General features: G+C 54.7%; 14 protein-coding genes. 1 reads left to right on the top strand and 13 read right to left on the bottom strand.

From position 1 onward, the window contains the following. Window positions 1-203 precede the first annotated feature (203 nt). Window positions 204-998: an alpha/beta fold hydrolase gene (locus RBR60_RS01805; RefSeq protein ID WP_320353981.1), complete on the top strand. Its 795-nt coding sequence runs from the start codon at window positions 204-206 to the stop codon at window positions 996-998. Between the two features lie 205 nt (window positions 999-1203). Here the strand turns inward: RBR60_RS01805 and RBR60_RS01800 are convergent, their stop codons facing one another. From RBR60_RS01800 to RBR60_RS01740, 13 genes are all read right to left on the bottom strand, one after another. Continuing rightward, complete coding sequence (locus RBR60_RS01800) at window positions 1204-1569, bottom strand: NifB/NifX family molybdenum-iron cluster-binding protein (protein WP_320353980.1); 366 nt, start codon at window positions 1567-1569, stop codon at window positions 1204-1206. Window positions 1570-1757: 188 nt separating this feature from the next. Then, the gene (locus tag RBR60_RS01795; RefSeq protein ID WP_320353979.1) at window positions 1758-2204 is read right to left on the bottom strand and encodes a VOC family protein; all 447 of its coding nucleotides are present in this window, start codon (window positions 2202-2204) and stop codon (window positions 1758-1760) included. Window positions 2205-2402: 198 nt separating this feature from the next. Further along, window positions 2403-2810, bottom strand: a complete 408-nt coding sequence (locus RBR60_RS01790) for a DUF2914 domain-containing protein (protein WP_320353978.1) — start codon at window positions 2808-2810, stop codon at window positions 2403-2405. Between the two features lie 104 nt (window positions 2811-2914). Continuing rightward, entirely contained in the window at window positions 2915-3388 is a 474-nt protein-coding gene (locus RBR60_RS01785) for a GNAT family N-acetyltransferase (RefSeq protein WP_320353977.1), read from the bottom strand. 108 nt (window positions 3389-3496) lie between these two features. Further along, on the bottom strand, window positions 3497-4018 hold the full coding sequence (locus RBR60_RS01780; RefSeq protein ID WP_320353976.1) for a GNAT family N-acetyltransferase: 522 nt from the start codon (window positions 4016-4018) through the stop codon (window positions 3497-3499). 188 nt (window positions 4019-4206) lie between these two features. After that, window positions 4207-6237: an NAD-dependent DNA ligase LigA gene (gene ligA, locus RBR60_RS01775; protein ID WP_320353975.1), complete on the bottom strand. Its 2031-nt coding sequence runs from the start codon at window positions 6235-6237 to the stop codon at window positions 4207-4209. A gap of 37 nt (window positions 6238-6274) precedes the next feature. After that, complete coding sequence (locus RBR60_RS01770) at window positions 6275-6535, bottom strand: hypothetical protein (protein ID WP_320353974.1); 261 nt, start codon at window positions 6533-6535, stop codon at window positions 6275-6277. A 128-nt stretch (window positions 6536-6663) separates the two neighbouring features. Then, on the bottom strand, window positions 6664-8739 hold the full coding sequence (gene glyS / locus RBR60_RS01765; RefSeq protein ID WP_320353972.1) for a glycine--tRNA ligase subunit beta: 2076 nt from the start codon (window positions 8737-8739) through the stop codon (window positions 6664-6666). Window positions 8740-8779: 40 nt separating this feature from the next. Then, entirely contained in the window at window positions 8780-9649 is an 870-nt protein-coding gene (glyQ, locus tag RBR60_RS01760) for a glycine--tRNA ligase subunit alpha (RefSeq protein WP_320353970.1), read from the bottom strand. A gap of 86 nt (window positions 9650-9735) precedes the next feature. Continuing rightward, complete coding sequence (locus RBR60_RS01755; protein ID WP_320353969.1) at window positions 9736-10782, bottom strand: galactokinase; 1047 nt, start codon at window positions 10780-10782, stop codon at window positions 9736-9738. 49 nt (window positions 10783-10831) lie between these two features. Next, window positions 10832-11659: a DNA repair protein RecO gene (gene recO, locus RBR60_RS01750; protein WP_320353968.1), complete on the bottom strand. Its 828-nt coding sequence runs from the start codon at window positions 11657-11659 to the stop codon at window positions 10832-10834. A 20-nt stretch (window positions 11660-11679) separates the two neighbouring features. Beyond that, a complete protein-coding gene (mgtE, locus tag RBR60_RS01745) occupies window positions 11680-13032 on the bottom strand; it encodes a magnesium transporter (protein ID WP_320353966.1) in 1353 nt (450 codons plus the stop codon). Window positions 13033-13151: 119 nt separating this feature from the next. Then, window positions 13152-13856, bottom strand: a complete 705-nt coding sequence (locus RBR60_RS01740) for a helix-turn-helix domain-containing protein (RefSeq protein WP_320353965.1) — start codon at window positions 13854-13856, stop codon at window positions 13152-13154. Between the last annotated feature and the right edge of the window lie 17 nt (window positions 13857-13873).

Raw genomic sequence — 13873 nt, 5'->3', positions numbered from 1 at the left:
CCTCCTGTTCCCTCGCCCAGACAAAGGGTGCTGAAAGATTGGCATCCCCCTACACACAAAAAAACACATGCAGCATGGGCGATGGAACCACAACCCATACCCAAAATCTCCTTGACAAAAAAACCAGACCCCGCATAGCCTTGGCGTATCCTATCCTCGCCCTTCAACAGACTCGCCTACCCAGAATGAAAGGATTTCACGCCATGCGGTTGATTCAGGAAGGTTCCTTTGCGTACTTCACCGCCGATATCGCCTTTGATCCGGCCAAACCCAGCCTGATCTTCATCCATGGCGCAGCCATGGACGGAGGATTCTGGAAGCTTCAGCTGGAAGCACTCGGTCATGCGGTGAATCCCCTTGCGCTGAATCTGCCGGGACGAAAAAAAAACGAGGCCCTGGCGGCCTTTGACACCACGGCCAAACAGGCTGCCCACGTCCTGGATTTCCTGGATCACATGCATCTACAGCATCCTGCGGTATGCGGCCTCTCCATGGGCGGCGCGGTCGTTCTGACCCTTCTTGCAAAACAACCTTCCCGATTTTCCCGGGGTATCATTATCAATTCCGGAGCCAGGCTTCGGGTCAATCCCATGATTTTTGACCTTCTTCAAAAAGATTTCAAAGCTTTCAGAGACATGCAGCTTGCTTTCAGTATCTCGCCCCATACCACCCCAGAGAAGATAAAACCTTTTCTCGACGCGGCATCCACCGACAATCCGGAAACAGCCCTGCGAGATTTCAAAGCCTGCGACACCTTTGACATCATGGATCAGCTGCAAAGCATAAAAGCCCCTGTCCTGGTCCTCACCGCATCAGAGGATGCCCTTTCTCCCATGAAGTACGGTGCCTACCTCAAGGAAAAAATTCACCAGGCTCGCATGGAGTGCATTGAAAAAGCAGGCCATCTTTCCCCATTGGAAGCTCCGGAGGCGGTAAACCGGGCTATCCTTGATTTCATGTGTGAGGATTTTCCGGCAGAAGACTTGTGCAACCCCTAAATGCCCTCCAGAAATCAACATTTGTGCAGGCCATGGAAACGCGTTCATGCTCTTTCCGTTCCCGAGACAAAAGAAAGGCATCTTGCTTCAAACCAAAAACAGGAGGGGCAGGCCTTGTTCCGTACGAAACCGGCGCTACCCCTCCTAGACCATTCATCCCCCCCCAAAAAAAATGGGGAATTTAACGGCTTCCCTTTACCCTTCTTCAGTGACCGCATTCATGGCCGTGGATCATACATCCCAACCCAGAATCCTTCAGATCCCCTGAAATCCATTTTTCAGCAACATTCCGGATATCGCCGCTGCATCCCCGCACCACCTGAATCCCGTTCGTTTCCAATACCCGCACAGCACCGTCCCCCATACTCCCCGCCAGCATGACCTTGACCCCGAGTTCTGCAAGGGTGGAGGCAATATTGGATTTACAACCGCATCCCACAGGAGAAGCGACCCTTTGCTCAGAAACAATCTGTCTGCCCGTATCCAAAGTGAATACGGTAAAATACGCGCAGTGGCCAAAATGGCTGTCAATGGTATTGTTTTCTTTTGTTGGCAATGCAATTTTCATCATGTTCCTTTCACCACAGTCCCTTGACCCGGAATGGGGGGACTTGGTTTCTTTCTTAAAAAAACGTTTCCTCAAAAACACAAACAGGATCGGCCTTGTTCACACAAACATGCCTCCCTGCAAAATAGTAACCTTTTATGGCTCCACTGCCCGCTTTCCCTTTTTCCAGCAGCATTCCCTGGGATGTATCCCTAACGGACAGTGGGGTCCGGATATTGACAGAGCTCCATGAGAATGCCATCGGGACCCCAAAAATAAACCAGCCTCTTCCCTGTCTTCTCCCAGGTCTGTACGGGGCTCAGAAAAACAACGCCAAGGGCTTTCAGGGCGTCTACCGTTTTTTCAATATTTTCAACCTGAAAAGCCAGATGCCTGAAGCCCACCTCATTTGCCATGCCAATCTGCCCATTCGCAATCTTTGCAGGAGCATACTCCAAAAGCTCAATGCGCATGGCACCGCTTTCATGCTGCATGGCCACAAAACGCGCACCAAGGCCTCCAAGGCCTGTGACCTTTTCCAGAAAAACCCCGTCCAGATCCGAAGACAGGGCCGCCTGAAACCCCAGAACTTCAAAAAAAGCTTTGGATTTCTGAAGATCGGTCACCACAATATTCAGATGGTCAATACACTGGATCATGATATCTCACAATTTTGATGAAGATCCGTTCCCCACGCACCGAATGGACACATCTCTGATGATTCCCCTGAGATTTCCTGCTTTTTCCCAAAAATGCTTTCCACAACCCAGCCATACCGGCTTGCCCCCCTCCTCAGGAATCAGAAGATACGATCTCCGTCCTGGTTCACCAAAAATCCTCTTTTCACAGGATCCGGCTTATTCAACCCTGAAGGCCGTGGCACCGACGCGCCTGCCCTCTGCGTCCCGCACTTCAACCATCCAAAGCCCCACAAGACCGTGGATCGATTTTTCAGCCCAGGTTCTCCAGCGTGCTCCAGCCGCAAGGGGCAATACCGTCTCATGCATCTCTTGGCCCTCATGCATCCAGACAAGGCTGACCCTTGTATCCTCACGGATATCCCTTGCCTCAAAAAAGCAGAAAACCCTGGCCATATCCATCTGGAAAACCTCTGAAAGTCCCTTTGGCTCCCTTTCTTCGATTTTTTCCGCCACCACCAGACGGCTGATACTGAAACCCGGCTCGCCTTCCTGAGCAGAGGCTCCGGAAACAAGAACCGCCACAGCCAGCAGGGTAAGGATCCACATTCCCATACGCACTTTCATCGACACTCCTTTCCCGTGGTTTCCGAAGACATCCACGCCTTTTCCATTAAAAAACGAATATATTCTGGTCCGCGTCCATCCAAAACCCATTTCTCATGAAAATTTCACAGGACTTTTTCCATAATCATCACCTCCCTGCCTGCCAGAATATCGACTCGCAGGGGTCGCCAACCCAAATCCTTATAAAAATCCCTGTGGTTTTCCGTAAAAAGATAGAGCATGGAAACACCAAGGGTCCGGGCTTCTTCTTCCGCACGGAAAACAAGCTGTCTGCCGATTCCCCGCTTTCTTGCACCTTCCGCCACATACAGATTACCCAACCAGGGGGAAAGGGGAGCAAATTCACGGGCGTCTTCACATAAAAGACTCACGGACCCCAGGCAATGACTCCCTTCCAGGGCCACAAAGGTGGTAGGCAGAAAACGCTTTTTCCCGTGGCTCCGCAATTCTCTGCATGCTTCTTCCCGGCTCCAATCCGGATAAAGGGCCTTCCAGGCAGCAAAATGCCAGTCCGCCAATGCCTCCGCCCAGACCATGTGATCCGCAAGATAATCCACTCTCACATCGTAAGCCGCCAAGATCATTCCTTTCAGCCTTACTTCGCATCTGTGCATCCTGATTACAGATCAGACAATCTTTCTTTCTCCTGCAAGATCTCTTGACTCCGTCTTACCGAAAGAATCCCATTAAGACAGCTTATCTTTCAGAATACTTCTTGCATGATCAACGGTTTCTTTAGAAATTTCAAAATAAAAATTTTGATGATCTTCCCCTGTCTGAATCGCTCCCATTTTTTTATGAAAATCAATAACCCCCTTATTTTCTTTCATAACATCAAAATGAGACCGACTATATCCTAGTGATCTGAAAGCAAAATCATAAACTAAAAAAGCACTTTCCAAGGCTGCATATCGCGTTTTATTTTCATTAAGAATCCAACTTCCCCAACAAAACGAATCCTCTCTCAGATCATAAATTCGTACAGTGCCACAAGGAATGCCATCAAGCCTTTCAATGATAAAGTAAAACTGTCTTCCTTCGTTTTCTTCTTTCTTATAATCTCTGATCCATTTTTGCTGGGCTTCTAAATCCTGTTTTACAGGAGAAAGATAGGTATTATATTTCGGATCCATTCTCAGCTTCAAAATAAATTCCGCATCTATCTCTTCTACAAGCCTTATTCGCACTGTTTTTGATTCATATTTCATACATTCCCCCCTAAAAAACGCCTCGGCCCGGATAGAGTCAAGATTATCTACCTCAGAAAACCTGTTTAAAAGACTAACAGTTCATAATAGGACTAAGATCCAGTGGGTTAATACTCTTTTATTTTTTTGAATAAAATTTTTCCCGTTTTTCAGCCTTTTCCTATGCCTCCATGTTTTCCAAGCCTACATCACCCCTCCTCCCCCAGCATCGCCAGCAGACCCGCCTCATCCAGAACAGGAATGCCAAGGGAAAGGGCCTTTTCCTGTTTGCTCCCCGCCTTGTCTCCGGCCACCACAAAATGGGTTTTTGCGCTTACACTTCCCGTCACCCTGCCGCCTGCGGCCTCAATGCGCTCCTGGGCTTCCTTGCGGGAAAGACTGGGAAGGGTGCCGGTAAGCACAAAGATTTTTCCCTGAAGACCGCCCTTTTCCAGATCAGAAATTTTTTCCGGTGTGACACAGAGGCCCTGGGCAAAAAGCCCTTCCAGGGCTTCCCGGTTTTCCGGCCGTGAAAAATGATGCTGAATGGATGCGGCCACCACAGGACCAATGCCCTCAATGGCGGAAAGCGCCCTTTCATCGGCATCCATGAGAGCCGCGAAGTCTTCAAAGTTTTTAGCAAGGAGTCTGGCCGTATGCGCGCCCACATGGCGGATGCCTAAGGCATATAAAAGACGGGAAAAGGGCAGAACCTTTTTTTCTTCAATGGCTTTCACAAGATTGTTTGCGGATTTTTCGCCCATGCGCTCCATGGCGGAAAAAGCCGCCACATCAAGACGAAAAAGATCCGCATACCCCGTCACAAGGCCCCGGTCCACCAGCTGGTTCACCAATTTTTCGCCAAGACCTTCAATGTCGAGAGCCGCCTTGGAGGCAAAATGACGGATGCGTTCTTTAAGCTGGGCCGGACAGCTGGCAGACACACAGCGCAGGGCCACCTCCCCTTCCTCCTGCAGAACCCTGCTCTGGCACACAGGACAGGTTTCCGGCATGGAGAAAAGCTTTTCCGATCCGTCCCGCAGATGGAAAAGGGCCTTCACCACCTTGGGGATCACATCTCCGGCCCGCTGGACAAAAACCTGATCGCCGATGCGGATGTCCTTTCTTGTGATCTCATCCATGTTGTGCAGGGTGGCCCGGCTTACGGTGACCCCGCCCACCTCCACAGGAGTGAGGATGGCCACGGGGGTGAGCACCCCGGTCCGGCCCACCTGCACCTCTATGGTCTCAAGACGGGTGCGGGCTTCCATGGCGGGAAATTTCCAGGCGAGAGCCCAGCGGGGTGTCCGGGAGGTCATGCCCAGGGCCTCCTGCATGGCAAAGGACTCCACCTTGATCACCACCCCATCCACCTCATAGGGAAGATCCTCCCTCCCCCCGAGCATGGCGGCGTAAAGTGCGGGAACCTCTCTGGCCGGAACAGCGCTTCTCACAAGATCGCTCACGGCAAAACCCGCATGACGCAAAAAGCTGAACAGTTCTTCCATGGAAGAAAGGAAAAGACCCCGCACCTCCCCCAGACCATGGGCAAAAAAACGCAGGGGCCGGGAAGCGGTGACGCGGGAGTCCAGCTGACGCAAAGAGCCTGCGGCCGCATTCCTCGGATTGGCAAAGGCACTTTCAGAGGCTTCCTCCCGCTTGCGGTTCAGGCGGAGAAACCCCTCCCGATCCATGACCACCTCCCCCCGGACTTCCAAAACTTCCGGAACGCCTTCTCCTTGAAGCCTCAGGGGAAGGTTTACGATGGTGCGCACATTTTCCGTAATGCCTTCTCCCACCATGCCGTCTCCCCGTGTGGCCGCCTGCACGAGGATGCCCCCTTCATAGCGCAGGGAAACGGCAATGCCATCCATCTTGGGTTCCACGGAAAAAAGGGGGGAAGGGATACCGCCTTTCACGATCCGCTGGACAAAGGCAAAAAACTCCTTCTCCTCAAAGGCGTTGTCCAGACTGAGCATGGGCTTTGAATGGGCAATCTGGGGAAAGGCGGAAAGGGGGGCTGCCCCCACCCTCAAGGTGGGGGAATCGGGGGTTCTTACATCCGGAAACAGGATCTCCAGTTCCTGAAGCTCCCGGAACAGGGCATCATACTCTGCATCAGAGATTTCCGGATCATCCAGCACATGGTAACGGTGGCTGTGATGGGCCAGGGTTTTCCTCAATTGAGCGGCCCGTGCGGCGGCCGCCTTCATTTCTTCCTTCTGCTTCAGGCTTTCCATGACCGCCCCTTTTTCCAACGGATGATCCCAAATCCCCTTAGCCCATGGGGTTGTTGAATTCTTCGAGACCATCTTTAATGTCATCAATGATGTCGTAGAGAAACTGCACGTCCTCCAGGGTCAGGCGACCGGCCTTTGCGGGCGCACGATCCGAGCCGTCCCGTTTTTTGAGCATTCTGGGGCCGATCTGAAGCTTGGCCTCGCCGCCCGCATAGCTGTGGATGGCCACCACCAGCCCCGTTTCCTCGGATTGCCAGGATTTCAGTACCTTGTCCTTTTCCGGATCAAAACCTGCCATTGCATCCTCCTTTTCTCTTTTCCACAATCTGCCCTGCGCCCGTTGCGAAGGGGGAAATCTTCAAGGGGTCAAAAAAAGACTTCCGGGAGCCCGGCCCCATGCCAGACTCCCGGAAAAAAAGATCCGTTTCAGCCCATGCGGGAAAAATCCGCAATGCGGCCAAAAAGGGCCGCAAGAATGGCAAGAAGCCCCAGGCGGTTGGCCCTTAAGGTCTCCTCCTCGGCCATGACCATAACGCCATCAAAAAAGGCATCCACCGGCGTCCGAAGGGTGGCGATGGTGGCAAGGGCCGCATCCAGATCCCCTGAGGCCATCTGCTCTTCCACGGTCTTTGTACAGCGCATCAGGGCTTCATGGAGATTTTTCTCGGAAACTTCCGCAAGAAGGGCGGGGCTTACTTCGGGCTTCACCTCCCCTGCTTTTTTCAAAAGATTGGCCGCACGCTTGAAAGCCCCTGCCAGGGCCATGAAGTCCGCATGGTGTTTCATGCGATCAAGGGCCTCGGCCCGTCTGCGGATTTCAGGGACGCAATCCCCCTCCACAGCAAAAACAGCGGCAAGGCTTTCCCTGGAAAGTCCCTGCTCCGCAAGCAGGTTGGAAAGGCGGGTCCGCATGAACTCCAGAACCGCACGGCGGGTTTCTTCCGTATCCTCGGTCTTCCTGTCTCCGAGAATTTCAAGACCAAAGCCCACAAGATCCCCAAGGGAAAGGGAAAGATCCCGCCCAAGCAGCATCTGAAGGATACCTAAAGTGGCCCGGCGCAGGGCAAAGGGATCTGCCGCTCCCGTGGGCCTCAGCCCCACGGCAAAACAGCCGCAGAGGGTATCGAGCTTGTCCGCCATGGCCAGCACCACCCCGCAGAGATCCCTCGGCAGGCTGCCTCCGCTGCCAAGGGGTTTGTAGTGATCTTCCATGGCAAAGGCCACCCGCTCACTTTCCCCCCAGAGCAGGGCATAGGCCCGGCCCATCACCCCCTGTACCTCCGGGAACTCATAAACCATCTGGGAGGCAAGGTCGGCCTTGCAGAGGCCTGCCGCACGGTCGATGTCCGCCACAAGTGCCGCATCCAGCTTCAGCACCCCGGCAATGCGCGCCGAGAGCGCCCGGATTCTTGCCACCTTTTCGGCAATGGTGCCAAGCTTTGCCTGAAACAGAACCTGCTCCAGCTTCCCGTTCCACTGATCAAAACTGGCCTTTTTATCCGTATCCCAGAAGAATCGGGCATCGGAAAGCCTGGCCCGCAGCACCCGCTGATGCCCCTCTTTCACAAGGTTCATGTCTTTGGGGCAGGTGTTGTTCACGGCAATGAAGTTGGGAAGCAGTTTCCCCTCGGGATCCTCCACGGCAAAATATTTCTGATGCTCCCGCATGGAGGTGATGAGCACCTCCCTCGGCACCTCCAGAAAAGCGGCATCAAAACTTCCCATCACAGGATAGGCCGCCTCCACAAGGTGGGTGTTGATGTCAAGGAGCCCCTCATCGGCAATCACCTTCGCGCCTGCGGCCGCAGCCACGGCTTCCACGCTTGCGGCCACGGCAGCCTTACGCTCCGCCACGTTCACGATGACACCCCCCTTTTTAAGGATGTTCTCGTAGTTTTCCGGAAGATCGATGGTAAGGGGGGCCGTATGGTGAAAACGGTGTCCTGTGGTGCTGCGACCTGAAGGGATGCCCTCCAGCTCAAAGGGAATCACCTCTTCTCCGAAAAGGGCCACAAAACCCACAATGGGCCGGGCAAAGGCCAGGTCCGTATGGGCCCAGCGCATGGTCTTGGGAAAGGGAAGGACCCGTACGGCAGCGGGCAGAAGCTCCGTAAGAAGCTCCGCCACAGGTCTTACCTTTTCCTCCACGCGGGCAAAAAGGTAGCGGCCTTTGGGCGTGTCCCGGATTTCGATCTTTTCCAGAGAAATCCCCGCCTTTTCCGCAAACTTCACCGCAGGCACACCGGGGGTTCCGTCCGGCCCGAAGGCGGCCTTTTCCGGAGGCCCCATCATTTCCGTGGTTTCCGGACGCTGCATCAGGGCCACATTGCCAATGCGCAGCGCAAGGCGACGGGGGGTGACAAAGGTTTCCACAGCGCCAAAATCCACACGGGCAGCCGTCAGCTCCTTTTCCAGAAAGGCGGCCAGGGCCGCCACCGCAGGATCCAGATAGCCTGCGGGAATCTCTTCGGTTCCGATTTCAAAAAGCAGGGTTTTCATCATTCTCTGTCCTTCATGGATGCAGGCTTTTCCTGGAAAAGGGTTATTTTTTGAGGAGGGGAAAGCCCATGGCCTCCCGCTGGGCCAGATAGGCCTCGGAGCAGGCCCGTGCGATGTTCCGGATGCGGGCGATATACCCCGTACGCTCCGTCACGCTGATGGCCCCCCGTGCGTCCAGGAGATTGAAGGTGTGGGAGCATTTCAGACCGAACTCATAGGCGGGCAGCACCAGGTTCTTTTCAATGAGCCGTTTGGCCTCAGACTCGAATTTTGCAAACAGATCAAAGAGAAGGGGCACATTGGCCTCCTCAAAATTGTAGCGGCTCTGCTCCACTTCCTGCTGATGGAAAATATCCCCATAGGTCACGGTGTCGTTCCACATAAGGTCATAGACACTGTTCACCCCCTGAAGGTACATGGCAATGCGCTCCAGACCATAGGTCAGCTCCACGCTCACGGGCTTTACCTCAATGGAGCCTGTCATCTGAAAATAGGTGAACTGGGTAATTTCCATGCCATCCAGCCAGACTTCCCAGCCCAGCCCCGAAGCGCCCAGGGTGGGGGATTCCCAGTCGTCCTCCACAAAACGGATGTCGTGGGCCAGAGGATCCACACCAATGGCCTTCAGGCTGTCGAGGTACATCTCCTGCACATTGGGAGGCGAGGGCTTGATGATGACCTGAAACTGGTAGTAGTGCTGCATCCGGTTGGGATTTTCCCCGTAGCGACCGTCCGTGGGTCTGCGGCAGGGCTGGGCATAGGCCACGCTCCAGGGTTCCGGACCCAGGGCTTTCAGGAGGGTTGTGGGATGGAAGGTGCCTGCCCCCACCTCCAGATCATAGGGCTGGGCCTGCACGCATCCCCTGTCCGCCCAGAATTTCTGCAGGGTGAAAATGATATCCTGAAACCGCATGTCCGTTATCCTTATCTGCTGAGAGGTTCAAAAAAACGTAACTGTTCAGCCTTCTTCCGGTGATTGTTCAAGGTCATCCCCTGAAATCATGACGCCATATTTTCAAACAGAATGCCATCCTTTTCAGGTGCGGCGTCCAGTATACAGGCACCGGGCAGATCCTGCATGAGGCCTTGCCATTTTGTGCGCAGGGCTCTCACCGCCTCCTCAGTTCCCAGCGCCCAGAGGCAGCCGCCACCGCCCGCGCCGGCAAACCGCACCCCGCAGCCCAGCTCCCGGGCCGCAGCGGCAAGACATAGGCCCGCCCGATCCAGAACATCCGGCGTGAGCCGCAGACGGATTTCAAGCTCTTCTTCCATACAGCGCACGGCTGTTTCCAGATCTCCCGTCTCTAAAGCCCCGGCAAAATGCCGGGTCAGGAGGGCAATGTCCTCCCAGGCCGCCCGGGTCTTTCCTTCGGCAAATCCCCGCACCCACCGTCCGTTCACATCCAGAGAATCGTGGGGTTCTCCTCCATAGGCCACCAGCATGCGGGAGGCCATCCCAGGATAGCCTTTCGGCTGCACCAGGGTTTTCTTCCGCCACAGGGACCGGGGATTCCCGCCATCCCACTCCCAGAGATGGATACCGCCGAAGGCCGCCGCCAGATGATCCTGCATGCCGCAGGGCACACCGGCCACACTCGACTCCAGATCCCTTGCGCACAGCGCCACATCCGCAGCTTTGACAAGGTCCGGGCATCGAAGACGCATGAGCAGGGCCACAAGGGCCACAGCCATAACCGAAGATCCGCCAAGAGCGCTTCGCGGAGGAGATTCAGACACGATCTCCACACAAAGATCCCGCGCATGGAAGGCATCCAGAATGGCAAATACAAGCCCGAGGGGGTGGGTGTAGGGTGCCTGGCCGCAATCAAACTCCGCTGCGGGAAAACCCCTGGATACCACACGCACCCGCCCCCTGGCAAAGGGTCGCAGCCGCACTTGGGTACGCAGATTCAGGGCCATATTGAAGGTGCAGGCCTTTTCCGGCCCAAGGCCATAATAAAAAAGAGGCAGGTCCAGGGTTCCCCCCAGATCCACCCTGCAGGGTGCGGAAGCCGCCACTTCCTTTTCCGGTCTCAGACCGTCCACGGATCTTTCCCTTTCTGTAAAGATGAGTTTCGGTTCGGGTATGGATAATTCAGACACCATGGCGAAGCAGGCGGCATTCCCCCAGCCCTTCCTCCACGGCAAAACCGGGCCAGACATCCCGCCGCACACTGCGCAGGTATTTCAGGGAACGAAAATCCCGCCCCAGATGAAAGGCCACAAAGGACTCAAGAAAGGCAAGCCCCTCCTGACGTGCCTCCCTTGAAAACTGCATGCGCCGGGCAGAAACCGTATCCTTTCCCTGAAGCCAGGAAAGGGTCTTGACCGTTCCCGGTGCCATGGGATGCACCCTGGAAATGGGAGCGCAGGTGCCGCAGAGAATCCGCCCCCGCCCATAATCAAAACGGATGCGACCGGCCCGGGTCTCCCCCAGAGCCGCACCGCACCCCCCACAGGTATCAAGACCCGGAGAAAGCCCTGCAAGGGTCAGAAAACCCAGCTGACAGATGAGACTCAGCACATCCGGAGAATCAACCCCGCCATGCAGCCCCCGGAGCATCTCCTGAAAAAGGCCATAAAGTTTTGGTTGGGGTGCGGCTTCCTCCAGCCAGAGGCATAAAATTTCCGACCAGTAGGCCGCATATCCCATGCGGATGAAGTCCGTCCGCAGATTTTCAAGGGGTTCCAGAAGGCGGACTTCCTGAAGAACGGGCAAGGCCCCGGATTTGGGAAGGCTCAACTCCGGATGCAGGATGGAAAAAAGCTCCAGGCGTCCGGAAAAACGCCTGCGGCTTTTTCTCGCATTTTTGGCAATGGCGCTGATTCTGCCCCTTGATCGTGAAAAAAGGGTCAGGATCAGGTCATAGTCGCCGTACTCCACGCGGCGCATCACAATGGCAGGATCGTCAGCCATGTCCATGGGAGCCTTTCCCCGGTGCCTCACATGCCCAGAAGCTTGGTGGCTATGGTAAAGTACAGATAGGCCGTGATTACGTCCGTACTGGTGGTGACAAAAGGCCCCGTGGCCACAGCGGGGTCAATTTTCAGTTTTGCCAGGGTGAGGGGCACAAGGGAGCCCATGAAGGCGGCAATACTCATGGAAGAAACCATGGCCAGGGAAACGGCGATGGTAAGCATGAGAATGCTGTACTGCAACTCCGCCACAAGGCCGATGATGGCACCATACACCATCCCCAGAACCAGCCCCACAAGAAGCTCCTTGCCGATGACCCGCCAGAAATCTCCAAGAGAAAGACGGCCCGTGGCAAGACCGCGCACCACGATGGTGGAAGACTGGGTGCCCACGTTCCCTCCCATGCCCGCAATGACGGGCATAAAGGCGGCAAGATAGGCATACTGAATCAATATTTCCTCAAATCCTGAAATGACATAGAATGCCAGAATCCCACCGAGGCAGGAGGCAAAAAGCCAGGGAAGACGGATCCGGATACCCCCCAGAATGGTCTGGGTTTCCACGAACATGTCGCCCACACCCGCCATCTTGAGGATGTCTTCCGTGGCTTCCATGCGGAAAATGTCGATAACGTCGTCCACGGTGACAATGCCCACCAGAACCCCCGTCTCATCCACAACGGGAACGGCGAGAATGTCATACCGGGCTACAATCTTGGCCACTTCCTCCTGGTCCATGGAGGTCTGCACGGACACAAGATCCGGATTCATGATTTCCCTAAGCCTTGTATCCGGCTTCACCACCACCAGCTGGCGGAGGGAAATCACCCCCACAAGGCGTTTTAAATCATCCACCACGTAGAGGTAAAAGGGCATTTCCACGTCTCGGTGTTCGGTCTGCAGGGAGGCGATGGCCTCCTTTGCCGTCACATCCTGGGAAAGCGCCACAAAATCCGGAGTCATGATACCGCCTGCGGTATCATCGCTGTAACGCAGAAGGCCTTCCACCTCTTCGGAGCCTTCCTTTTCCATCTTTTCAAGAACAGCGGCAGCGGTTTCCGGCGGCATGAGACCTATAAGGTCAGCCACGTCATCGTTGGGCATCTCATCCAGAATGCGGACAATGTCGTCCACGGGCATTTCCCGGATAAACTCCAGAAAAATAGCCTGCTCCAGCTCTGAAAGCAAAAGCCCCTGCTGTTCCACATCCGTCATCATGGAAAAAAGACGCTTCTGGTCCGCAAGTCCTATATAGCGGAAAGCATAGGCCAGATCCGCGGCATGGGTTTTCCGGACAATCTTCTTTAAATGCGGAACCGCATTGCGGCGTAAGAGTCGCTTGATGCTTTCCACAAGGATGGTGTGCCGATCATGAAACATAATGCCCCCGGTCTCTTGAACGCAAAAAAACCCGGTCGATGCCGCAACTGCCCTTGGGGTAGGATGCAGCCGGGATATCGGCGGGTCCGAAAAACAGGGTCAAGGAAAGGCGGTGAATTTCAAGGAAGGAGCAGATTCACCGCCTGCCCACTCGCACCAGAAAAGGGGAGCGCCTTGCCGTTCAGGCGCAGGCGTACCCCTGTCGCGCTACCAATCAGGATATTATAGGCTTTTTCCGCATCAAATTCAAGGACATCTCCAGGGTTCATGGAAAAAGACCTTGGAAGTTCCTCATCAATGATAATTTTCACCCAGGTGGACTCCACAGCCCGGACTTCCAGGCGATAACCCGTATGAACGGATTTCTGGGGAACAGGCGTACTGGAAGCTGCGGGCAAAGAGACCTCCATGGGCCCTTCTTCCGAAGAAAAAAAATGAAAAAGCCATACCCCCGTCCAGCTCAATCCCAACGCAATCAGAACAGAAATCAGGGTTGCCCGCAGAAGTTGAAAAAAACGCCTTCTGCGCATCTGCCTGCGTAAAGCCTCCTTTTGCATGGCATCCCAGGCCTTATACGCTTTCTGATACAAAGCCATGGCATATTCCGCATCCAACCCCATTTCCTGGGCATAACTCCGTACAAAACCCCGGACAAATACCGGCTGAGGGAGGCGGGCATGTTCTTCTGCTTCCAGATACCGCAGGGTCTCCTTGCTCACATAGAGTTTTTTCGCCACATCCGCTATGAGAAGCCCTGCCATCATGCGCCCATTCTGAAGATAGGCGCCAAAACTTTCTTCCATCCCCAAGGACTTTTCTTCCACGGCCCGTCACCCTTGCA

The sequence above is a fragment of the Desulfobotulus sp. genome (assembly GCF_034006065.1).
Taxonomy (GTDB): Bacteria; Desulfobacterota; Desulfobacteria; order Desulfobacterales; family ASO4-4; genus Desulfobotulus.
This window is presented reverse-complemented; position numbering and strand designations above follow the sequence as displayed.

Coding starts and splice junctions, on each gene's coding strand:
- RBR60_RS01805 (WP_320353981.1), top strand. CDS start 204: ATGCGGTTGATTCAGGAAGGTTCCTTTGCGTACTTCACCGCCGATATC.
- ligA (WP_320353975.1), bottom strand. CDS start 6,237: ATGGAAAGCCTGAAGCAGAAGGAAGAAATGAAGGCGGCCGCCGCACGG.
- RBR60_RS01770 (WP_320353974.1), bottom strand. CDS start 6,535: ATGGCAGGTTTTGATCCGGAAAAGGACAAGGTACTGAAATCCTGGCAA.
- RBR60_RS01795 (WP_320353979.1), bottom strand. CDS start 2,204: ATGATCCAGTGTATTGACCATCTGAATATTGTGGTGACCGATCTTCAG.
- glyS (WP_320353972.1), bottom strand. CDS start 8,739: ATGATGAAAACCCTGCTTTTTGAAATCGGAACCGAAGAGATTCCCGCA.
- RBR60_RS01790 (WP_320353978.1), bottom strand. CDS start 2,810: ATGAAAGTGCGTATGGGAATGTGGATCCTTACCCTGCTGGCTGTGGCG.
- mgtE (WP_320353966.1), bottom strand. CDS start 13,032: ATGTTTCATGATCGGCACACCATCCTTGTGGAAAGCATCAAGCGACTC.
- RBR60_RS01800 (WP_320353980.1), bottom strand. CDS start 1,569: ATGATGAAAATTGCATTGCCAACAAAAGAAAACAATACCATTGACAGC.
- glyQ (WP_320353970.1), bottom strand. CDS start 9,649: ATGCGGTTTCAGGATATCATTTTCACCCTGCAGAAATTCTGGGCGGAC.
- recO (WP_320353968.1), bottom strand. CDS start 11,659: ATGGACATGGCTGACGATCCTGCCATTGTGATGCGCCGCGTGGAGTAC.
- RBR60_RS01780 (WP_320353976.1), bottom strand. CDS start 4,018: ATGAAATATGAATCAAAAACAGTGCGAATAAGGCTTGTAGAAGAGATA.